This window comes from Leptolyngbya sp. CALU 1928, from assembly GCF_056784215.1.
Genome location: NZ_JBXBCE010000004.1, coordinates 132,722 through 154,665, shown reverse-complemented (window position 1 = coordinate 154,665; position 21,944 = coordinate 132,722). Strand labels below are relative to the sequence as shown.

The window sequence follows — 21,944 nt, the reverse complement described above, 5'->3', positions numbered from 1 at the left end:
AGGGCTGTTAGCTGTATCGCCCGGTCAGGCATTGAAGAAAGGCAAAGAGCGATTGCTGACTTGGCTGAGTTTCTGGTGGAGGGGGCGATCGCGCTTCTCCTCCTTTCTGCGTTATCAAGCCATTGCATAACCTGCCCTCAGCGAGAGTGATAGATTATTGATGAGCTTCTCTACCTGTGGAGGATTTCTGGATGCACCGCCTCAAGTCTGTTCGCTTTGCAGTTGCCACGCTTTGCTTTTGCCTGAGTTCCTCAATTCCCGCTGTGGTGTCGCCTGCGATGGCTGAGAGCACGATCGCGGCAGATCTTCGTAACCAGCGCCGAGAGCTAATTGCTCAAGAGAGTGAGGCGCAAACGCCAAAGCCGATCGCTGGGTTATGCCGGAATTTACAGCCGCAGTTTACGCTGGTGGGGCATTTGAGTCCTGTGAACGCGATCGCGGTCAGTGCAGATAGCAAAACTCTGGTGAGTGGCGATGAAAATGGTGTTGTGAATGTCTGGAGCTTGGAGACAGGGCAACTGCTTTACAGTCTTGCGGCTTATCCTGGAGCGGTTAGAGCGATCGCAATCACCCCTGATGGTAAGAGCATTATCAGTGTAAGTTCATTGGAAGGTCAATTCGATGGAGAAAAGCAAGAGAAAGAAAAGGACGAAATTTTCATCAAAGCTTGGAATCTCCAAACAGGTGATCTGATTCAGTCTTTGACTAAGCAGCAAGGTATGATCCAAACATTTAATAGTCCGGCGACTCAAACTCTCATTCGCATCAACGAAATAGGCGAGGATTACTCATACGAATCTAAAATTGAGTTTTTGAATCAGAGTGGTCGTGTTATTCCACTTAACTCTCTGGCGGTTGCCCATGATATATACGGTAATGACTCATTATCGATTCAAAGTACGAGTCAGAAGCTCGCTACAACCATCAACTTTTACGAAAGTAGCTTCGTTAAGCTTCAAGACCTGGTAATTCAAAAAACTCCTTGCACAGTACCCAGATTAGGACAAGTGCGAAACATCATTTTTAGCCCAGATGGTCAGAAGTTGATTGTTGCAGGGCAAAGAATTGAAGTTATGGCACTCAACCCGATACCTGTAAAACTGGATCGAGCAGAGCAGCAACCAAGAATTCAACGGTTGAATCGTTTAGGGTTCGATAAGCTAAAGCGCAAGCAGTATTACTCTGCTGCAAGGCACTTCTGGCAAGTTTTTGAATTGAATCGTCAGTTAGCTGATGAGCCAGGGCAGATAGATGCTCTCTACAATATTGCGGAAGTAAGCTACGCTTCGTGCCAGGTTAAGTCTGATAGTTGCGTAGCTAGTTATCAGGAAGTGTACGAATTGATCTTGCCTTATTTGCGTGAGCAAGGAGATCGAACTCATGAAGCAGTTGTGCTTCAACGGAATAAGCTATATGAGGATGCCATCCGTAGCAAGGAAGAAGATTATGAGCAGGCGTTGAAGAAGTATCGATCGCAGGGCAATCGCCGAGCCGAAGCAGCAACCTTAATCAAAATGGCTTTACTAAACCCTAATGACGGTGAAAAAATACAACGACTGCTTAAGCAAGCAATGAATCTTTCGCAGGGTGATCATAAAGCAGAAGCGGATACTTTAGTTGGAATAGCTTGGGCAGAACCTGGTAAAACTGAGAGTGTGCAGCGTTCGCTTAAACAAGCGCTAAAACTCTACCGTTCCAATGGAGATCGCAAAGGTGAGCTAGAGGCTTTGCATGGATTGGGAATATCGCTTTCAACCATGTTAAGAAAATTCACAGATGGAGGGACACAGTTCATTGGGCGAAAGCTTCCTGAAGCTATCACCTATTTACGTTCAGCAGCTACATTAAGCAGGAAAGATGGAGATCGCTTCTTAGAAAGCACAATTTTGCTAGATCTTGGTGATGTTTATGAATTGGGAAAACAGTACTCACAAGCATTAGCATCTTATCAACAAGCACTCGACATTCGTCAGAGTTTGGGTGACGATACAGGTCAAGCGATTCTGCTATACAGAATTGCCCAAATGCAACGTCAACTAAAGCGATATGACCAAGCCATAGAAAACTTTCAGAAGGCTGTTGAAGTTTGCCAAGTATTTGAAGACTGCTTATATCTTCGCCGTGAATATTACCTTTGGAAGTCTAATTCAAACATTCTCCAGGAACTTGGAGAAACCTACTTTGATTTGAGACAATATTCTCAAGCACTGGTTTACTTGCAACAGTTAGAAGGCTCAGGTGCTGGAAATGAGACTTTAGCGAAGTACGTTGGCTTGATTCACGAAAAGCTAGGAAATTACAACCTCGCGCTCAAATATTTTGATCGCATCTTGAAGAGTAGTGGACCAATGTGCGGTGATGGGGCACAGTCAGATGCAACAATCATTGAAGCAGTCCGCCAAACAAGCAGCCAGAGTAATTTTGGATGTTCTTCTAACGCAGACTATGAGAGTTGGCATCTAGCTCTAGATACAGCAACACTTCACAAAGCAGAGATTCATCGCCGACGAGGGCAGTACGCAGAGGCAGCAGCCGTTTATGAAAAGACTTTCCCTAGAAGCAGCCGTGATGGGTCTGGTCGCGCAATTATTCTAAATAATTTGGGAACATTGTACAAAAGTCAAGGAGATTATGAAAAGGCTCTAAAATCCTATCAAGCATCTTTATGGATTCGTCGCAAAAGCAAAGATCCATACGGGGAAGGAGTAAACCTAAACAATATTGGCGAAGTTTATCGTAGACAAGGACAGTATCCCAAAGCCTTAGAAACCTACCGGCAGTCTCTGAAAATCTTTCGAGACCTGACAGCCTCTCTCACTGCCACCCAAGCCGCTATTACTCCTATTTTAGACATCTCCCTTGTTCTCCAGGGAGAAGCTTCAGTTCTGCACAATCTTGGTGGTGCTTACTACGATTTGGGGCAGTATAGTAAGGCAATTGAGTTTTACAATCAGTCTTTGAGCCTGAGCACGAGATTAGAAGACAAAACCGCTCAAGGTCGCTCCCTGAATAACATCGGTCTTACCTATGAAGCCCAACAGCAATACACCAAAGCATTAGAAACCTATCAGCAAGCCCTGATTGCCCGTCGCGGAGCAGAAGATCTTTCTGGTGAGGCTGAAATCCTGAATAACATCGGCTTAGTTCACACCAAGCTGAACCAACCCAGCTTGGGAGTTGAACCGCTTCAGCAAGCCCTGGCTATTTTTCAGAAGCTGGAGGACAAAGCTAGTGAAGCCAATACGCTGGACAGCTTGGGCACACTGTACATAGCTTTAGGACAATCCGACCAAGCCTGGGAAAGCTATCAGAATGCTCTGCGCCTCGCCAAGGAAGCAGATTTGCCACCATTGGAAAAAGTCATTTTTAGTAATGTGGGCAATTTGCTGGTGAAAACCAATCAGCCCGAACTGGCGATCGTCTTTTACAAGCAATCCGTTAACCTCACAGAAACCATTCGGGATGAGTTGCGATCGCTCCCTCGTGAACAGCAAGAATCCTATACTCAGACGGTGAGTGGCACCTACCGTAACCTTGCCGCTTTGCTGATCCAACAAGGTCGCCTCTCCGAAGCTCACGCGGTTCTAGAATTGCTCAAATTGCGTGAATTGAGCGACTTCACCCGCACCGCCTTTAACGTGCCTCTTGGTATCGATAGCCCTGGCATCAGCCTTGCCACAATTGAAGAAACTGCCCTGAAGCTAATTCTGAAACAGTTCACGACGCTCGGAAACTTCGCTCAAAAACTTGCCAAATGTGAAACTAAAAAATGCCCTGAACTTAAACAAATCAGAGATCAGCGAAACGCGCTTAACCTGGAACTCGATCGCGAACTCGCAAAAATTCGAGTGGCGCTTGCCAATCACTATGCCACCCAGCCCAGCAGCCTCAGTCCTGAAAAGCTCAACGCCGAAGCAAGCCGGATTGTCAACGTGCAACCGGGCACCGTCTTAATCTATCCCCTAGTTCTGAAAGACAAAGTGCAATTCCTGCTTGCCCTTAAAGCAGGCAATGGAGCCGTGACCTTTCGTCCCTTTGAAACGCAAGTGAGCGCCGAAGAACTGTTCAAAACCGTCCAAACCTTTCGGAAGCAACTGGGCGAAACCACCACTGTCGGCACACCGAAAGCTGATCTGGCAACTGTGCAAGCGACTAGCCAACGACTCTACAGCTGGTTGATCAAACCCCTGGAAGCCGAACTCAACTCTTCTGGTATCAAGCACATTGTCTTTGCCCCAGACCTGATCACCCGCTACATTCCTCTGGCTGCCCTGCACGATGGCAACCAGTATTTGATTCAGCGATTCACCATTAGCACCATCACCGCCGCCAGCAAAACCGATACCGAAGCCAAGGTTCCCAAACCCACAGGCACTCAGCCTTTGCTGCTGGCAATGGGAGTCTCCACCTTCAAAACCTTGAACCCGCTCACCAACGTCCCTGCCGAACTGGATGCCATTACCAAAACGAACCAACCCAAAGACCGCCAGGGTATCTATCCCGGCAGCGAATTTCTCAACAGCACCTTTGACTATGAGGCACTGCAAGCCAGTCTCGAAAAGGGAACCTATCAAATTCTTCACCTCGCTACCCACGGAGCCTTTGTCGCAGGTCGCCCAGAAAATTCCTACTTGGTGCCGGGTCGTGGACAAAACCTGACCACTGAACTAATTGACCAACTCCGCAGCTCCGGCATCAGCAAGATTCATCTGGTAGTCCTCTCTGCCTGTGAAACGGCAGTGGGCGATCTCGCCAGCGATGGCATGGAAATCCCTGGTATCAGCTACTTTTTCCTGAAAAATGAAGTTAAATCCGTCATGGCTTCTCTGTGGAACGTTAACGATGCCAGTACTGCCCTGATCATGCAGCAGTTTTACAAACACATTGCGGCTGGGATGACCAAAGCACAGGCATTAAAAACTGTTCAGCAAGACTTGATCAACGGCAAATTTACTGCCAAAGATGCACCCAAGCGATCAGATGTTGAACCCAAGGTGATCGGAATCGATCGCGCTTCTAGACCTTCAACCTTTTCTCATCCTTACTACTGGGCACCCTTCATCTTGATTGGCAACAGTCTTTGAACAGCGATCGGCACATCTTCCACGAATGCGCCCACCAGTAGTGGGTTAGCTCATACTGCCTTTAAGGCTGAGTGTTGCCTGGTGTAGCGAGATTGGCGCGATCGCTGATATCACGAGGTTGCATATCCTCCCCTCGGTTGGAGCGATAAATCTTTGTGAGTCATTCCCAATGAATTCCCAGAGGTCATTATGATGTCAGCCCCCTTGAGAGCGTTAGAGCCATTCGTTTCCCCTATTTCACGCGCTCGGATTCATCCCAATCAGCGATTGGTCAGCATTCTGTTATTCTCCCTGGCAACGATCGCCAGCTTTTACGTTGGCACTCAGGTAGCAGTCTGTCTGGGTAGCGGAAGATTGCTTGCAGGAGCGATCGTTCAGCTAGATATTAAAGGTGGCTTGCTGGTCGGCGGGTTAATCGGATTCGTCCAATGGATCACACTGCGCTCTGCTCGACTGCCCAAGGCTTGGATTGGAATGACCGCAGTGGGGTGGGCGATCGAGGCTGGTTTGAATCACAGCACGACTGCCAGCTTGAATGGTGACAGCATCGATCTGTTAGTGAAGAGTGTCTACTTTCACCCGCTAACGTTTCTGATGCTGAGCCTTGGGCAATGGTGGGCGCTGCGGCAGCGTGTAAAGGTAGGTTGGCAGTGGTTTTTGCTGCCTGTTGCTCAAATGCTATGGGTGCTGATGTTGCTTGCGATCGTTCAGGTCTCAATGTTTGGAATATTCATCCTATCGTTAATCCACTCATCCCAACAATCCTTTTGGCTGCCAATTAATGGGTTGTACTGGATTAGCACGGCTGCGTATCACCTGCTCATTTTGGCGCACAGTACGCTGCCAGTTCTAGCACTGTGTTTGCTGCCGCAGTTGCCCCTCTCTCGCTCCAATCGCTAGTATTTTCGTTAACTAATCAACACGGTTGCATAACTTTTCGTCGCTGCGAGTGATAGATTAGCAGGTGATTCTGCTCTGTGGAGAGGATTTTAAGATGAGCGATCGCAAAATTCAAAATTCAAAAAGTTTCCGTCATCTGCAACATTTGACGATCGCTCAATCAAGCCGTCAGCCGAATGATACCAGGCAAAATGACATGATGCGTTATCGATCGCTGAAGTTTGCGGCATCAGCTTTGGCGATCGCCTTGGGGTTGGCGGAGTGGGGGGCGATCGCGCCAGCAGCAGGACAGTCGATCGCTCAAACGGCGATCGCTCGGAATCAGAAGACAGAGGGAGATCGACTGTTGAAGCAAGGCAACGATCAACTCAACGCGAATCAGATGGATGCAGCGTTGGAGTCACTAGAGCAAGCGTTGGCAATTTATCGGGAAGTTAAAGATCGCGGTGGGGAAGGACAGACGCTGAAAAGTATTGGCAATGCGTACTACAGCTTAAAAAGCTATGACAAAACCATTGAGTATCAGCAGCAAGCATTAGCCATCGCTCGTGAGCTTAAAGATCTAGATTTAGAAGCGAGGGCGTTGAGTAACATTGGAGTTGCCTACCGAGACTCCGGAAAGCCTGCAAAGGGAATTGAGCTTTTACAGCAGGCATTAGCAGTGGCGCAGAAGAGCCAAAATGAAGTGCTAGAGGCAATAGTACTCCAAGATTTGATTCAGACCTATAACTCTGCACAAATTAATCAGCCAGCTAAAACGTTAGAACTCACTCCACGGCTGATGCAAGTTTCTCAAAGGATTAAAGTGCCTACCTATGAGATGGAAGCTCTTAGGCAGTCATCAATTGCTTATGCTGCATTAGGAAAGGATCAGCAGAGAATTATGGTTTCTAAACAGGTTATAGAGGTTGTAGATAAGCTGCCAGAAAACCCAACTTATCAGAATTATAAGTGGTGGGGATTAATGGAAATTGGTCATGCTTACTCTGCTTTAAAGGACTACTCAAAAGCAATCCTTGCTTATCGAGAAGCTCTAGATTTTGCCAAGAAGAAAGTTTCAAATGAACTGGCACAGGTAGCTGGTCTTACTTTAATATGCTCAAACTATGCCTACTTAGAAGACTATCAGAAAGCCAGTGAAGCGGCGCAGGAAATGATCCTAATTGCTAAAAGACAGTCTAAAAAAGTCGATCAATTAAACATTCTAAAATGGTCAATTAATTGTCAAACACTTGTTTCCGGAGTTGCTGCTTGGAAAAAGCAAGACTATGCTCAAAGCATTGAACACTATAAACGTCTTCTGAAACTCCTTGAAGAGGCATCTGAATTAGCGAAAGGTTTACCCCGAGACCTAAAGACCGAAGAACAATTCAAAATGGCTATTGTCGATGCTTACCTTAGTTTAAATACAAGTTACATGGTACTAGGGGAAATGGCTGAAGCATCAAATTATGCCCAAAAAGCAATTAACCTTGTAGAACAAACTCAAGATTTAGAGCTTGAGCTGAGTGTTTTGATGAGTTTGAATCAGTTCTACTTTTTAGTTGGTGATTGGTCAAGAACTATTGACTCACTAAAAAAAGCAGTTGAAATTTCTCGAAAAATTAAAGATCCATTTTCTGAAACAAGAGCTTTATTCATATTGGCTAGCTCTTATGGAGGAATGGGGCAATTCTCAAATGCTCTCAACACAGCTAATCAGGCACTTAATCTGTCAGATACGCTTGACCCCAAAAAATATAGTTCCTACAGTCTCTTGGGACCTGCTTTAAGAAGCTTGAGAAATGAGTCCACGCAATCAACCCTCGTTCCAGCCACATTAAAAGCTGATCAAGAGGCAACGCTTCGAGAAACAATACTTTTCATAAAACCAGAGATTCTTAGTCTTCTAGCTACTCTTTATCAACAAACAGGAGAATTTGATAAGAGTTTAGACTATTCCCAACGGAGTTTAACTTTGTGGCAAGAGCTTTCCCCTTCAACCCAGAAATATTCTTTGCCAAATGTGCTACTGAAGATTGGAGAGATCTATAGCCAAAAAGGTGAGTTTCAGAAGGCAATTGACTCAGTAGCACAAGCGCGAGAAACTGCTAGAAAGCTTAAGAACTTCTCTCAGGAAGTTACCTCTCTAATTGCTCTAAGCTGGATATACCAACTTCAAGGAAAAGATGCTGAAGCCTTAAAAGTCGGTCAACAAGCGCTGACGACTGCTCAACAAAGTATGAATGCAACATCTGAAGTAGAAGCGCTAGATGGGCTTGTTGCCTTATACGAAAAGCAGCAAGATCTTGGAAACGTTTTGAAACTTAAACAGCAAGCGATGAACGCTGCTCAAAAGGCTAAAGCCCCTGTTCTGTTTTTGTTGGGACGTTCAAATTCTATTGCCAATACCTACATTACTCTAGGTGAGTATCAGGCTGCTCATCAACTGCTTAATCAGATTCGTGTCCAATCTCAGCATTTGAAATTGCCAAGTTTTGAGGCGGATACATGGCTTCTTGATGCACGTCTTGCCTTTACCGAAAATAACCCTCAAGCAATGTTAAAGGCAGCACAGCAGTCAGCCAAGCTTGCCAAGCAAGTAGATATGCCCTCCCTAAAAGGGTTTACTGCCTATACGCTCAGCTTTGCCTACGGTGCATCAGGCGATGATGTCAAAGCGATTGAAGCTGCCCAATCTAGCTTAGCAATTGCAGAGCAACTGAAAGACATAGACCTAGAAAAAAGCACATTGATCCTCCTGGGAAATTTGCATCGTAAGTTTGGTAGACCTCAGGAAGCAATGAAAAATCTGCAAGCTGCACTAACCTTGCAAAATCCTGGTTTAAAAGGTGGTGGAAATCAGGACATTTACATTGAGTTAGCCAGAATTTATGCAGCCTAAAAGCAATCTGCTACGGCTATCGCTTTCTATAAGCAAGCCATCAACAGTATCGAAGATACTCGACAGAGCATCAAGGAACTTTCTCTAAATCTGCAAAAAACTTTTTTGCAAGCCACGATCGATTTTGGCGGAGGCAAGCGAGCAGACGTTTACCGCGAATTGGCAGACCTGCTGATTACTCAAGGGCGGCTCGATGAAGCCCAGCAAGTGATGGAACTGCTGAAGGTGCAAGAAATTAATGATATTACCAATTCAACTCGCTCCAAAACTCGGTTGACCGAACTTGCCCTCAACTCAGTCGAAGCAGAGATTCAAAAACGCCACACCGATTTAGTCACGTTTGGACGGCGATTGAAAAACTGTAACCCCCAAGACTGCGACTCACTCAAGCGGGAATTACAGCAACTGCAACAAGCGTTCGATCAATCAATGCGAGATATCGCCGCTAAAACGACCAGTGAAGCTCTGATGCGGGTTGATCAACGCAATAAAGACTTCATTGCTAGTGCCTCTAAAATTGTCAATGCTCAACCCAACACGGTCTTAATCTATCCCCTAGTCCTCTCAGATAAAGTGCATATCCTCTGGGCAGCCGCAGGCGGAGGCGATCGCGCCGTTCTCAGCAGCACAACTTGTCCTCTGGCAGAAGCCCAACTCAATGCCAAAATTCAACAGTTTCAAACCGCTCTGCGATCGCCAGGAAACACAACTCAAGTCAAAGCACTGGGTCAAGAGTTATACGAGTGCTTGATTCAACCGATTGAGCAGAAAGGCAACTTTCAAGCGAACAAGATTCAAAATTTGGTTCTGGTTCCCGATCGCACGATTAACTATATTCCTCTCGCCGCTCTCTATGATGGCAAACAATATTTGATCGAGCGATACACGATTTCCAATGCGCTTAGTGCCAAACTCACAGATGTCGATGCGCGGCTGCCCAAAAATCCATCGGTGCTTGGCTTTGGTCTTTCAGACGCTTACGATACCTTCTCTGCGTTACCCAACGTGCCAACGGAGTTAAAAACCCTGGTGAAACCAACAGGGATATATGCTGGCAGTCTGTGGATGAACCAGAAATTTACCCGCTCTACTCTGGAATCTCAGCTTGAACGCGGTAGCCCGATTCTTCACATTGCAACTCACGGTGAATTTATCCCAACGAAGCCACAGGATTCTTATTTGTTGCTTAGTAGCGGTACTCGTGGAAAGGGCGATCGCTATGCCATTTCGCAAATTCAGTTTTTAGCAGGACTAAGACAAGTCCATCTGGTCGTTCTATCTGCTTGTGAAACCGCCAAAGGAGAATTGGCATCGGATGGGCGAGAACTACAAGGAATTAGCGCTTACTTTATTGAAGACAAAGCTAAAGCCGCGATCGCCTCTCTTTGGAAAGTCAACGATGCCAGCACGAGTTCGTTGATGCAACGGTTTTACACCAACCTGTCAACGGGCAAACTGACCAAAGCCGAAGCATTACGACAGGCACAACTGAGTTTGTTGCAAGGGAAAGTGACCGCTAAAGCACCGAAGCGATCGGATGTTGAACCCAAGGTGATCGGGAGCGATCGCGCTCCTAGCCCCGCCAACTTTTCCCATCCCTATTATTGGGCACCGTTTATCTTGATTGGAAATGCTTTGTAAGGTTTATGGCTGTTAGCTATTAGCTATTAGCTGATGTCGATGATTGATGATTACAATACGGAGTTTAATCAAATGAAGCGATTCAATCTAATTTCGGCGGGGTTTGTGAGTTTATTTGCGATCGCGACGGTGTCGATGTCTTATACAAACGCAGCCGATGTTCAAATCAGTCCTGATCAACCCTCTACAACCACTGCACCATCTGCCAAACCTCGGCAATTGCTCAAAACTACAGCAGGTTTTATTCCTGCAAAACTGGGGCAATCAACTTTTCCGTTTGAGGGCGGACGCAATGTGTTTGGCAAAGACGATCGCATTCCAATGAATTCCTCCAAATATCCTTGGTCGGCGATCGGTCGGGTAGAGGCGTTGAATAGCAAACAGGTGGACTGGACTTGTACTGGCACGTTAATCGGCAAAAACTTAGTCGTGACCAATGCCCACTGCGTGGTAGATGAGAAAACCAAACAAATCACGACGAATAAGATCCGGTTTCGCCCTAACTTGATCAATGGGGAAGCGCCCGCAGAAGCCTTTGCTACCAAAATTGTGACTGGAACCACTGATCCCCAACGTGATCGCGGCAACGACTGGGCATTTTTAATATTGGATCGTCCCCTAGGTGAAACATATGGCTGGTTGGGGTTTGCCATTGCTGACCTCGCCGATTTAGACAGTGTGAAAGATGAAATCATTCTGGCAGGCTATTCCAGTGATTTTCCCAAAGATAATCCGTCTGAAACGGCTGGAGTTCATCAAGGATGCAGCATTCGTGGCTTTGGATCGCAACTAGGCACGGTTTCTCATGACTGCGATATGATGGCAGGCGCTTCCGGTGGACCCATGTTCGCTATTTTTCCAGATGGCTCTATGAATATTGTTGCGCTCAACTCGGCTGAGCGAGTGAGTCCAGAAGGCAAAAAGGTGTCAAAGTTTTCTACGAAAACTGCAAATATTGGAGTCTATGCGGCAACTTGGGCAAGCAAGGCTCAGGAATTGCTCAAAGCGCAACGCTGATTTGGCTACGTCACTGGTAGGGGCGATCGCTGCGATCGCTCCTACTCGTTGCATAACCTCCCAGTCGTGAGAGTGATAGATTACTGGTAAGCTTCTCTACCATCAGAGGATTTGTTGATGCGCTGTCAAAAAAGACAACAGGCAAAAGGCTTGCGTCTTGAACACCAGCCGAAGGGCAACAGGCAAAATGGAATCATGGGTGATCGATCGCTGAAGTTTGCGGCATCAGCTTTGGCGATCGCCCTAGGTTGGGTGGAGTTGGGGGCGATCGCGCCAGCAGTAGGACAGCCGATCTCTCAACCTGCGATTGCCCAGAGTCAGAAGGCAGAAGGCGATCGGCTGCTGAAACAAGGATATCAACAGAATCAAACCAGTCAATATCAAGCAGCATTGCAGTCCTGGCAACAGGCATTAGCTATCTATCAGGCACTTGGAGACCGCAATGGGGAAGCTACGACATTGAACAATTTAGGTGATGTCTACCGTTCTTTGTCACAGTACAACAAAGCGATCGAGTTCCAACAACAAGCATTATCTATTTATCAAGCAGTGCAGAATCGCAATGGGGAAGCCGACGCGCTGACTAATCTGGGTCTTGCTTATCATTCTCTGTCGCAATCCAATAAAGCGATCGAGTTCTATCAACAAGCCTTACCAATTTATCGGGCAGTGCAGGATCGCAATGGGGAAGCCGGAGCACTAACGAATTTAGGTCTTGCCTACGATGCCCTATCGCAGTACAACAAAGCGATCGAGTTCTATCAACAAGCCTTACCCATCTTTCAAACAGTGCAGAATCGCAATGGGGAAGCCTATGCGCTGAGTAATCTAGGAAAAGCTTACGATGCTCTGTCGCAGTACAACAAAGCGATCGAGTTCTATCAACAAGCCTTACCCATTCTTCGAGCAGTTCAGGACCGCAATGGAGAAGCTATGGCGCTGAATAATCTAGGGATTGTCTACCGTTCTCTGTCGCAGTACAACAAAGCCATTGAGTACTATCAGCAAGCCTTACCCATTTTTCGAGCAGTGCAGAATCGTAATGGGGAAGCCTATGCGCTGACTAATCTGGGTCTTGCCTACGATGCTCTGTCGCAGTACAACAAAGCGATCGAGTACCATCAACAAGCCTTACCCATTCTTCGAGCAGTGCAGAATCGCAATGGGGAAGCCGGAGCACTGGTGAATCTAGGGAAAGCTTACTATGCTCTGTCGCAGTACAACAAAGCAATTGAGTACCATCAACAAGCCTTACCCATTCTTCGAGCAGTGCAGAATCGCAATGGGGAAGCCTATGCGCTGAATAATCTAGGTCTTGCCTACGATGCCCTATCGCAGTACAACAAAGCAATTGAGTACCATCAACAAGCCTTACCCATTCTTCGAGCAGTGCAGAATCGCAACATGGAAGCCGGAGCACTGGTGAATCTAGGGAAAGCTTACGATGCCCTGTCGCAGTACGCCAAAGCCATTGAGTACTATCAGCAAGCCTTACCCATCTTTCGAGCAGTGCAGGATCGCAATGGGGAAGCTAAGGTGATGAATAATCTGGGTGCTGTCTACCATTCTCTATCGCAGCCCAATAAAGCAATTGAGTACTATCAGCAGGCATTACTAATTCACCAGGCAGTGCAGGATACCAATGGGGAAGCTGGAACACTGACGAATTTAGGTCTTGCCTACAGTTCCCTATCGCAATACAGCAAAGCCACTGAGTACTATCAACAAGCATTACCGATTTATCGGGCGGTGGGCGATCGCGAGGGGGAAGGAACCCTATTGAGCAACATTGGCATCCTTCTAAAAAAGCAGAAGCAGCCAGAGTTAGCGATCGTCTTCTACAAACAATCTGTCAACGTCCGTGAAACGATTCGGGTAGACCTTCGCACACTGCCCCGCGAGTCGCAGGAAGCCTACGCTCAATCCGTCGGTGGAACCTATCGGAGCCTTGCCGATTTGCTACTGGCTCAAGGGCGAATTCTGGAAGCACAGCAGGTGTTGGAACTGCTAAAGGTGCAGGAGATTCGGGATTTTACTAAAGATACACGGGCAGGGGGTGAGGTGGCGGGAATCCCACTCAGCCCAGTGGAGAAAGCGATTATTGACAAATACGGCAGTCTAATTGCCTTTGGCTACCAGGTGGATCAATGTCGGCAGAAGACCTGTGCCGACTTAGGGCAGATGGATACTCGACTGAAGGCGTTGACCCAAGCATATAACCGCACTGTAGATACGTTTCAGGCAGAAATTCGCAAGCGGAGTAGCGATGACAAAGGCTTTTACGATCCAGAATTGCTGGGTGAGGCACAGCGGATTGTAGAGAACGCGCAGAAGAAAACCGGATTGAACACAGTGCTGATTTATCCCTTGGTACTGGACAAGAAACTGTGGTTGCTGTGGGTTGCTCCTGGTGGAGTGGTCAAAAGTCAGCCCGTCAATGTGGAGCAGACGCAACTAGCAAAAACAGTGTTGGAGTTCCGACAATTGATGAAAAGCTGCGAAATCAGTCCTTGTGGCGCAGCGGATACGGTCAAACTGCAAGCCGTTAGCCAAAAGCTGCATGGCTGGCTGATTCAGCCGATTGAGGGTGAATTAAAGAAAAACACTGTGAAAAACCTGATCTTTTCTCTGGATCGGGTGGTGCGCTACATTCCCATGTCAGCCTTGTATGACGGTAAGCAATACCTGATTGAGAATTACACCGTTTCTACCATCCTCTCGGCTGCCCTCACCAGCGATCGCGATCGCGCCCCTTTCACAGCGCAAAATACGCAAGTGTTAGCACTGGGAGTCTCGGATGCGATCGCCAACTTCAATCCGTTGCCCAATGTGCCACAAGAGTTAGCGGCGATCGTGGGTAACAGCAAAGCCAATGTGAGGGGAATCTATCCTGGACTAGAATTTCTCAATCGCGCCTTTGACGAAAGCACCCTACGGCAAAAACTGGGTGCCGGAAAACACCGAATTGTCCATATTGCCACCCATGGCAAATTTGTTCCTGGCAATCACCTGGCATCCTTCTTGCTATTGGGTGATTCCAATAAACTCACGGTAGATGAGATCCGTGCCCTGCCTTTGATGTCCGGTGTCGATCTGGTGGTGCTGTCTGCCTGTGAGTCAGCATTGGGCGGGTCTGAATCGAGCAAACCCGATGCGACTAAACTGGATGGCATCGAAATTTCCAGCATGAGTTTTCACTTCCTCACTCGTCAAGCCGGAGCGGTACTAGCTTCTCTCTGGTTGGTGAATGATGCCAGCACCAGCTTACTGATGCAGCAGTTTTACAAGAATCTGGTAACGGGCAAAATGACCAAAGCCGAAGCGTTGAGGCAAGCACAACTTAACTTATTGAATGGCAAAGTCACTGCCAAAGATGCACTCAGGCGATCGGGCGAAACCGATATCAATGTCACGGTATTGGGCGATCGCGCCCCTCGCACTGCCAACTTTTCTCATCCCTACTACTGGGCACCCTTCATTCTCATTGGCAATAGCCTTTAGCTAGCAGCCAACAGCCAACAGCTAATAGTCCACCACTATAATCGAGGAGTTTTAATCATGTCTTCAATCAAGCGTCGTCATTTTTTGCAAGCCGCAGGTGCCACCCTCGCCAGCATCGGACTCAGCCAATGGGATATGTTGCGTCAGGCAAATCAATATGGTCGCGTTTTGGCGCAGGGCAGTCCAGGGCGCAAGCTGGCGCTGTTGGTGGGGGTGAACGCCTATCCCGACAAGATTCCCAACCTCAAGGGCTGTTTAACCGACGTGGAATTGCAGCGAGAGTTGCTCGTGCATCGCTATGGCTTCAATCCCAAAGATATTTTGATTGTGAGTGATCAAGCAGCCTTACAACCGAAGCGGGAAATAATTTTAGAAGCGTTTGAAAAGCACCTGATTCAGCAGGCAAAACCGGGCGATGTCGTGGTGTTTCACTTCTCTGGACATGGCTCTTTGGTACGAGATCCCAAGCCTCTGCAAAACCTGATTAGAAACGAGAATGGTGTGCTCAAGACAGTGCCCAACACAGAGGGCTTAAATGGCACTCTGGTTCCGTTTGACCGTGCCACCTCCAACCCTGAGCAGGTGCAGGATATTATGGGACGCACGCTGTTTTTGCTGATGGCGGCATTGCAAACTGAGAATGTCACTGTTGTCCTAGATAGCTGTCATTCGGGTGGCGGCACGCGGGGAAATGTGTTGTTTCGCTCAGTTTCCTCTCGCCTGGATGGGCGTAACCTAGCAGTTCCCAGTACTACCGAGATAGAGTATCAGCAGCGCTGGATGAAAAAACTGAAACTCTCTGAAGCAGAGTTGCAACAGTTGCGAAGCAAGGGCATTGCTAAAGGAGTGGCGATCGGCTCTGCCAACTACGACCAACTCGCTGCCGATGCTCCATTTGATCGAGACACCTTTTTTGCCGGAGCCTTTACCTATACGCTGACTCGCTATCTCTGGCAGCAAGCCGAAAATGAATCGATTGGTAGGGTGTTTACGAACCTGGCACGCAGCACCCGCAGCACGACTAGCGGCTCGACTGGACAGGAACCCATTTTTGCGGCAAACCCCAAATCCAACGAGAAACAGCCTTTGTATTTTCTAGAGCCGACGCAGCCCTTTGCAGAAGCGGTGGTGCGAGACGTAAAGCCCGATGGCACCGTGGAATATTGGTTGGGCGGAATTTCTTCAGTGAGTTTGGCAGCAAACCAAAAGGGGACGCTGTTTAGTGTGCTGGATGCCAGCGGTAAAGAAATCGCTCAGATTGAGCAGGAGACTCGCGAGGGCTTAACAGGATTGGGCAAGGTACGGCAGGGAGATAAGGGTGCCGTGAAACCGGGCGCATTGCTGCGGGAACGAGTGCGCGGCTTGCCCACGAATTTGAAACTGCGAGTGGGATTGGATGCCTCCTTGGCAAACGATCGAGACGCGATCGCCGCCACGCTAAAATCCCTGCCCCAGGTAGAACTGGTGGCTTCCAATCAATCTATGAATTATCGGTTGGGGCGAGTCACGGCTGAGCATCAACAAGCGTTTCGCACTCAGTCCGTTTCCCAAGTACCTAAATCTGACAGTATTGGCTTGTTGACTGGAGATTTGCGCCCCTTAACTGCCACCTTTAGCGAACCGGGAGAAAAGATCGTTGATGCGATCAATCGCCTAACACCCCGATTTCAATCCTTGCTTGCGGCAGAGATCTTGCGGGCGATCGGTGGACTAGATGTGGTTACGGGTGGGCAATCCACAAGTTTGGCGATGCAGGTGAAATCCACTGGAAAAACTGGTGGACAGGTACGCGGCAATCAATTTAAACCGGGCACCGAGATTCAAATTCAGGTGAAAAATAATACTCAACGCGATTTGTTTGTGGGGGTGGTATCGATTGGCAGTGCCGGAAATCTGCGGGTGCTGTTTCCCTACTGGGATGCCCCCGACGATCGCGCTAGAGTGGCTCCGGGACAAGAGTTGACTTTGCCAGAGGATGGCGTGATCTTTCCCCTGAGTAAAACGCCAGGAGCACTAGAAGTCATCACCTTTGCCAGTGTACAACCGATTCGGACGGCGCTGGCAGCCCTGCGAACCATTGGCGAACGGGGCGGAGTGTCATCGGGGCGGGGCGTGTCGCCTACATCGATGCGAGGCGATGATGCACTGACGGCAGTGGATGCGTTGCTGGGAAATGTCGATCGCAACACGCGATCGGATATTGAGGTGAGAGCCGAGGTTCGCGGGGTGGACACTGCCCAGTTTTCTATGGTCTCGACCTTGATTGAAGTGGTGCAAAGTTAGGACGCGATCTCGCTCAGAATTCCTCTAGGAGCGATCGCCTGTACTCTTGCTGAAGGGCGGTGGGTTGAATTCAGATGGGGCGGTAGGCTGTGAGGGTGGGGCGATCGCATGGATGATTTGGGAATGAGATCGCCCCAAAACGATAAAGGATTGGCTGTTGTAATACTGGGGAAAGCACATGCGTTATGGAAGGGCGATCGCGTTAGCTGGTTTGGTAGCGGGATTGGTAGGACTGGCTCCGATCGCGGTGTTGCCAGGAGTAACGCAAACGATAACGCAGACGGCAGACCAACGGAAAGCAGAGAGCGATCAGTTCCTCAAACCTTGTCGGGATCACTTGCAACAACAGCAATATGAAGCGGCAATTCAGTCTTGCCAACAAGCAGCGGACAGCCTGCGGCAACGGGGAAACCGTTATGGAGAAGCCAGAGCCATAACAAATGGTAGTGTTCTAGACCTGTGGACACCTCTAAACCAGCACGCCAAATTCATAGCGATTGATGAACAGTCCAATGACGACATCGTGTAACCAGATCGACTTAGAAAAGCAAATAGTTTTGCGAGCCATAGAGCTTCGCTCCGCCAAGGGCGTACGCTTAATCCGAGTGCGTAAAGTCAAATGCTTACGCTCAATCGTCTGAGTATTGCGTTTACCAATGGTATGAAACGCTGGCTCCAGATGGCGTTCATATGCACCCCAGCCGTCCGTATAGAACTGCATAATCCCAAATGGCTCCAACAATGACTTGAGTTCGAGAAAAGCCGTGTCCTGATGGTTCGACAAGACATACGCCAATACTTCGCCTGTTGCATGGTCAATGGTGTGCCACAACCACCGTTGCTGTTGCTTAGAGTGGACAAAACTCCACATCTCATCCGCTTCAGCCTCTACATCCTCCCATTGGCACAGCTTGACGATGGTTTGAGTCGGTTTAAGCTGGGCTAGACGAGCTTCATTGACTGCTTTGAGATGACGATCTTTTTTTTAACGCTTCAATCACCGTAGTCGGACTAATCTTCAACACTCGTGCAGTATCTCGGATGCCGCTCCCGTTGACTGCCATATCAACAATCTGCTGTTTGACTTCGGGCAGGTAGCCTCGGTAAGCATAGTCTCGAATGAAAGTGCTGCGACCGCATTCCGAATTACGACATTTATAACGTTGCTTGCTCTCCTCAGAGCGACCGTGCTTGACCACGTTATTGCTTCCACAGTCAGGACAAAGAACAGGTTCCAAAACCATGCTGTAAGTTCAGGGATAAACGTCTGCCTGCATTCTCGCATTTCCACAGGTCTAGAACATCACCCCATAACAAATCTGGGTGTGGCTTACGATTCTCTGTCTCAACATGAGAAAGCGATTGGCTATTTCCAGCAAGCCTTACCCATCGCTCAAGCTGTGCAAGATCGCAATGTCATAGCAATTGTGTTGAGAAATCTCGGTATTGCCTATCAGGCAATCTCCCAGCATGAGCGGGCTATTGCCTATTTCCAGCAAGCATTGCCAATTGCTCAAGCGGTGAAAGACCGTAATGGCGAAGCAGGGTCTCTGTATGGTCTAGGTAACATCTACAAATCCCTCCATCAGTATGAGCAGGCAGTGGGTTACTACGAAAAAGCCCTGTTCATCTATCGCGCACTACAAGATCGCAATGGAGAAAACCGCATTCTATTTAGGCTGGGACAGACCTATGGTGCGTTGAAGCAGTATGACCGAGCGTTGGGGGTGTTGGAGCAGTCCTCGGCGATTGCTCGGCAGCAACAGCAACGTACCAATGAACGCCTGACACTCGAAGCCATTGCCCAAACCTATAACCAGATGGGGCAACCGGACAAAGCCACCGCTACTCGCCAACAGATTGCAACGCTTCCTGATACAAATGATCCACGTAAGGCGGAGGCAAACCAACTAGTAAGGCTGGCTCAGGTGTTAATTAAGCAACAGCAGTGGCAAGAAGCGCTCCTTTTAGCACAGCAAGCTGCAACCATTTACCAAAACCAACAAGATTCGTATCGAGAAACAGCAGCACTGCTCATGGTCGGAATATCTTACGGTGGATTAGAGAAGCCTGAGCAAGCCCTTCCTCCCTTGGAAAAGGCTCTAGCAATGGCTCGCAGAGGACAATATGCTGATTTAGAACCAACTATCTCTAAAGCGTTAACATTAGTTAATCAGCAATTGCAAAAAGCTTCTCGGGCAAAAACAGCTAGAGAAGCAAACGCATTAAGGTGGGAGGGTAAAAAGCAATCTGAAGCGGGACAATTCGATGCTGCTATCCAATCTCTAGAAAAGGCTATTCAGATCTACAGGCAGATTCAGGATCGTGGAGGAGAAGCATGGGTACTACAAACCCTAGGCGATACCTACAGAGCCATGAGACAGTACAACCAGGCAATTGATATCTATCAGAAGGCTATTCAGATCAATAGGCAGATTAATGATTACACAGACGAAGCATCAACATTGTGGAGCTTGGGCGATGTCTACGCAGACATGGGACAATACCAACGGGCGATGGAGTTCTATCAGCAAGCGATCAAGTCCTACCACCAAGCGATAAATTACTACAAGAAGATTCAAAATCGCCAATCAGAAGCGATTGCACTACAAAACCTAGGCAGAGCCTACACAGACATAGGACAATATCAGCAAGCGATCGAGTCCTATCAACAAGCTCTAAATTACTACAAGAGTGATGATAATCCTTTTGACCATGCTCCAGCATACGCCCTGTCTTGGATGGGTGTAACGCACCTGTTGTCTGGTAATACAGCAGCAGCAGAAGCTCCCCTATTTGAGGCAATACAAATCTTGGATTCCTTTATAGGAGAGCATCTAACTGATAACGATAGGATCTTTATCTTTGATGTAGTTCCTGCACCATTAACCTATTCCATTCTGCAACAAGTCCTAATAACTCAAGGCAAGGTGGAGCAAGCATTGGAGGTGGCGGGGCGGGGCAGGGCGCAAGCGTTTTTGCAGTTGTTAGTCAGCAAAATGACTGGCAATCCTATTGCTAGTCTCAAACCCATGACTATCCGCGAGATTAAGCAGGTTGCTCGTGACCAAAATGCCACTTTGGTGCAATATTCCCTCATCCGAACCGTGAAAAAGGGAGAAGATGTCAACCTGGTAAAAGTGGATGGTCTTTACATCTGGATGGTCAAATCTAGCGGAAACATCACCTTCCGCAAAGTAGACCTCAAGAACCTGTGGCAGCAACAGGACACTAACTTGGTTCAGTTAGTAGAGCAAAGCCGTGACACTATTGGTGCAAGAGGACGGGCTGATATTGAAGTAGCGATTTCACCAGAGAGACTGAAGCAACAACAGGAACAGCAAACCCAGAAGCTGAAACAACTGCATCAAATTCTGATCGAACCGATCGCCGATCTTCTGCCCAAAGATCCAAATCAACGGGTCATCTTTGTGCCGCAAGGTGAACTGTTCCTCGTACCGTTTCCAGCATTACTTGATGCCAACAGCAAGCCGTTGATTGACAGACACACGATTCTCACCGCACCTTCGATTCAAGTCTTAGAACTGACTCGACAACAGCGCGATCGCCTGACATCTCGCAAATCTGCTAATAACAAATCATTGATTGTGGGGAATCCCATCATGCCAAAGGTGGTGACGCGAGTGGGTGATACGCCTGTGCAACTATCTAACCTGCCAGGGGCAAAACAGGAAGCATTAGAGATCGCTAAACTCTTCAACACGCAGGCGATGACTGGAACGCAGGCAACCAAAGTTGCGATCGCCCAACAGATGCCCAATGCCCGGATCATTCATCTGGCAACGCATGGCTTGTTGGATGACACCAAAGGATTGGGGGTGCCCGGTGCGATCGCCCTGGCTCCGGTTGGCAACGGTCAACTCAACGATGGCTTGCTCACATCTGATGAAATTCTGGATATGAAATTGAATGCCGAATTAGTGGTCTTGAGTGCCTGTGATACCGGACGGGGCAGGATTACCGGGGATGGCGTGATTGGACTGTCGCGATCGCTGTTCGTGGCTGGCGTGCCCAGCGTCATTGTCTCCCTCTGGAAGGTGCCCGATGAGTCTACTGCTTTCTTGATGACCGAGTTTTATCGCAACTGGAAAGATCGCAAACTCGACAAAGCCCAATCCCTGCGGCAAGCGATACTCACCACTCGCGATAAATATCCCCAACCCCTACATTGGGCAGCGTTTACGTTGATTGGAGAGGCAGAGTAATGGGCGATCGCTGAGTCGCCGACGGCGATGACAACTGTTTGAATTTAGAAATGGCTTGAGCGATTTTTGGCTGCAACAAATCAAGTTGGCTTTTCATCATGCCCTTCTGCCAGGAATTTCAATCCTCGTTGATTCACAGCGCCGAACAAAGTTTGACCATTTGCCATCACCATGTAGGGCAAGAACACCTCCAGCAAATAAGCCTGAGGCGCTGGCTGATCTTCAAGGCTAGAGATGGATACAGAACTGAGCAGAGAGTTTTCAATCCAAAACTGTTCCGCTTCTGGCAGTAGTGATTCTTGACAACCTGCTAGGGTTGCACTAATCCGCTCCATCACTTGACCTCCTCGGATGCCTGGTGATAAAGGCTTCTCGGTTCCCCCACAGGGTTTTAATGCCCATTTTTTT

The 21,944-nt window shown here is 48.1% G+C and carries 14 protein-coding genes; 9 read left to right on the top strand and 5 right to left on the bottom strand.

The annotated features are described in order from the left end of the window. The first annotated feature begins 191 nt into the window (after window positions 1-191). Window positions 192-5,084, top strand: a complete 4,893-nt coding sequence (locus AC1S5B_RS20360; protein ID WP_482037522.1) for a tetratricopeptide repeat protein — start codon at window positions 192-194, stop codon at window positions 5,082-5,084. Between the two features lie 189 nt (window positions 5,085-5,273). Then, window positions 5,274-5,984: a hypothetical protein gene (locus AC1S5B_RS20355; protein WP_482037521.1), complete on the top strand. Its 711-nt coding sequence runs from the start codon at window positions 5,274-5,276 to the stop codon at window positions 5,982-5,984. A gap of 89 nt (window positions 5,985-6,073) precedes the next feature. On the opposite strand, the gene AC1S5B_RS20350 is transcribed toward AC1S5B_RS20355, so the two are convergent. Together AC1S5B_RS20350 and AC1S5B_RS20345 are read right to left on the bottom strand one after the other, a co-directional pair. Beyond that, window positions 6,074-6,214: a hypothetical protein gene (locus AC1S5B_RS20350; RefSeq protein WP_482037520.1), complete on the bottom strand. Its 141-nt coding sequence runs from the start codon at window positions 6,212-6,214 to the stop codon at window positions 6,074-6,076. Continuing rightward, on the bottom strand, window positions 6,214-6,339 hold the full coding sequence (locus tag AC1S5B_RS20345) for a hypothetical protein (protein WP_482037519.1): 126 nt from the start codon (window positions 6,337-6,339) through the stop codon (window positions 6,214-6,216). The genes AC1S5B_RS20350 and AC1S5B_RS20345 overlap by 1 nt, the downstream gene beginning before the upstream one ends. On the opposite strand from AC1S5B_RS20345, the gene AC1S5B_RS20340 reads away from it, so the two are divergent. From AC1S5B_RS20340 to AC1S5B_RS20320, 5 genes are all read left to right on the top strand, one after another. Next, a complete protein-coding gene (locus tag AC1S5B_RS20340) occupies window positions 6,331-8,868 on the top strand; it encodes a tetratricopeptide repeat protein (protein ID WP_482037518.1) in 2,538 nt (845 codons plus the stop codon). The genes AC1S5B_RS20345 and AC1S5B_RS20340 overlap by 9 nt on opposite strands. A gap of 105 nt (window positions 8,869-8,973) precedes the next feature. Next, window positions 8,974-10,509, top strand: a complete 1,536-nt coding sequence (locus AC1S5B_RS20335) for a CHAT domain-containing protein (protein WP_482037517.1) — start codon at window positions 8,974-8,976, stop codon at window positions 10,507-10,509. Between the two features lie 72 nt (window positions 10,510-10,581). Further along, complete coding sequence (locus tag AC1S5B_RS20330) at window positions 10,582-11,526, top strand: trypsin-like serine peptidase (RefSeq protein ID WP_482037516.1); 945 nt, start codon at window positions 10,582-10,584, stop codon at window positions 11,524-11,526. A gap of 117 nt (window positions 11,527-11,643) precedes the next feature. Beyond that, window positions 11,644-15,027 (top strand): CHAT domain-containing tetratricopeptide repeat protein, encoded by a 3,384-nt coding sequence (locus tag AC1S5B_RS20325; protein ID WP_482037515.1) that lies wholly within the window; start codon window positions 11,644-11,646, stop codon window positions 15,025-15,027. Window positions 15,028-15,084: 57 nt separating this feature from the next. Further along, on the top strand, window positions 15,085-17,310 hold the full coding sequence (locus AC1S5B_RS20320; protein WP_482037514.1) for a caspase family protein: 2,226 nt from the start codon (window positions 15,085-15,087) through the stop codon (window positions 17,308-17,310). Window positions 17,311-17,334: 24 nt separating this feature from the next. Here AC1S5B_RS20320 and AC1S5B_RS20315 read toward each other — a convergent pair whose 3' ends face one another. Next, window positions 17,335-17,490: a hypothetical protein gene (locus AC1S5B_RS20315; RefSeq protein ID WP_482037513.1), complete on the bottom strand. Its 156-nt coding sequence runs from the start codon at window positions 17,488-17,490 to the stop codon at window positions 17,335-17,337. Here AC1S5B_RS20315 and AC1S5B_RS20310 point away from each other — a divergent pair. Then, on the top strand, window positions 17,489-17,839 hold the full coding sequence (locus tag AC1S5B_RS20310; RefSeq protein ID WP_482037512.1) for a hypothetical protein: 351 nt from the start codon (window positions 17,489-17,491) through the stop codon (window positions 17,837-17,839). The two genes, AC1S5B_RS20315 and AC1S5B_RS20310, sit on opposite strands and share 2 nt — an antisense overlap. Here the strand turns inward: AC1S5B_RS20310 and AC1S5B_RS20305 are convergent. Then, window positions 17,780-18,554 (bottom strand): IS1 family transposase gene (locus AC1S5B_RS20305; RefSeq protein WP_482037511.1). Its coding sequence is split into 2 segments (ribosomal slippage): window positions 17,780-18,295 and window positions 18,297-18,554, totalling 774 coding nucleotides; the frame shifts between segments, so codons are not numbered across the junction. The two genes, AC1S5B_RS20310 and AC1S5B_RS20305, sit on opposite strands and share 60 nt — an antisense overlap. A gap of 81 nt (window positions 18,555-18,635) precedes the next feature. Between AC1S5B_RS20305 and AC1S5B_RS20300 the strand changes: the two genes are divergently transcribed. Further along, on the top strand, window positions 18,636-21,536 hold the full coding sequence (locus AC1S5B_RS20300) for a CHAT domain-containing protein (RefSeq protein ID WP_482037510.1): 2,901 nt from the start codon (window positions 18,636-18,638) through the stop codon (window positions 21,534-21,536). Window positions 21,537-21,616: 80 nt separating this feature from the next. Here AC1S5B_RS20300 and AC1S5B_RS20295 read toward each other — a convergent pair whose 3' ends face one another. After that, the gene (locus AC1S5B_RS20295) at window positions 21,617-21,871 is read right to left on the bottom strand and encodes a hypothetical protein (protein ID WP_482037509.1); all 255 of its coding nucleotides are present in this window, start codon (window positions 21,869-21,871) and stop codon (window positions 21,617-21,619) included. Window positions 21,872-21,944: the final 73 nt, after the last annotated feature.

Excerpts from the sequence above, each read along its gene's own strand:
- AC1S5B_RS20325 (WP_482037515.1), top strand. The coding sequence starts at position 11,644 with ATGCGCTGTCAAAAAAGACAACAGGCAAAAGGCTTGCGTCTTGAACAC.
- AC1S5B_RS20320 (WP_482037514.1), top strand. The coding sequence starts at position 15,085 with ATGTCTTCAATCAAGCGTCGTCATTTTTTGCAAGCCGCAGGTGCCACC.
- AC1S5B_RS20310 (WP_482037512.1), top strand. The coding sequence starts at position 17,489 with ATGCGTTATGGAAGGGCGATCGCGTTAGCTGGTTTGGTAGCGGGATTG.
- AC1S5B_RS20330 (WP_482037516.1), top strand. The coding sequence starts at position 10,582 with ATGAAGCGATTCAATCTAATTTCGGCGGGGTTTGTGAGTTTATTTGCG.
- AC1S5B_RS20355 (WP_482037521.1), top strand. The coding sequence starts at position 5,274 with ATGATGTCAGCCCCCTTGAGAGCGTTAGAGCCATTCGTTTCCCCTATT.
- AC1S5B_RS20360 (WP_482037522.1), top strand. The coding sequence starts at position 192 with ATGCACCGCCTCAAGTCTGTTCGCTTTGCAGTTGCCACGCTTTGCTTT.
- AC1S5B_RS20295 (WP_482037509.1), bottom strand. The coding sequence starts at position 21,871 with ATGGAGCGGATTAGTGCAACCCTAGCAGGTTGTCAAGAATCACTACTG.
- AC1S5B_RS20350 (WP_482037520.1), bottom strand. The coding sequence starts at position 6,214 with ATGCCGCAAACTTCAGCGATCGATAACGCATCATGTCATTTTGCCTGG.
- AC1S5B_RS20315 (WP_482037513.1), bottom strand. The coding sequence starts at position 17,490 with ATGTGCTTTCCCCAGTATTACAACAGCCAATCCTTTATCGTTTTGGGG.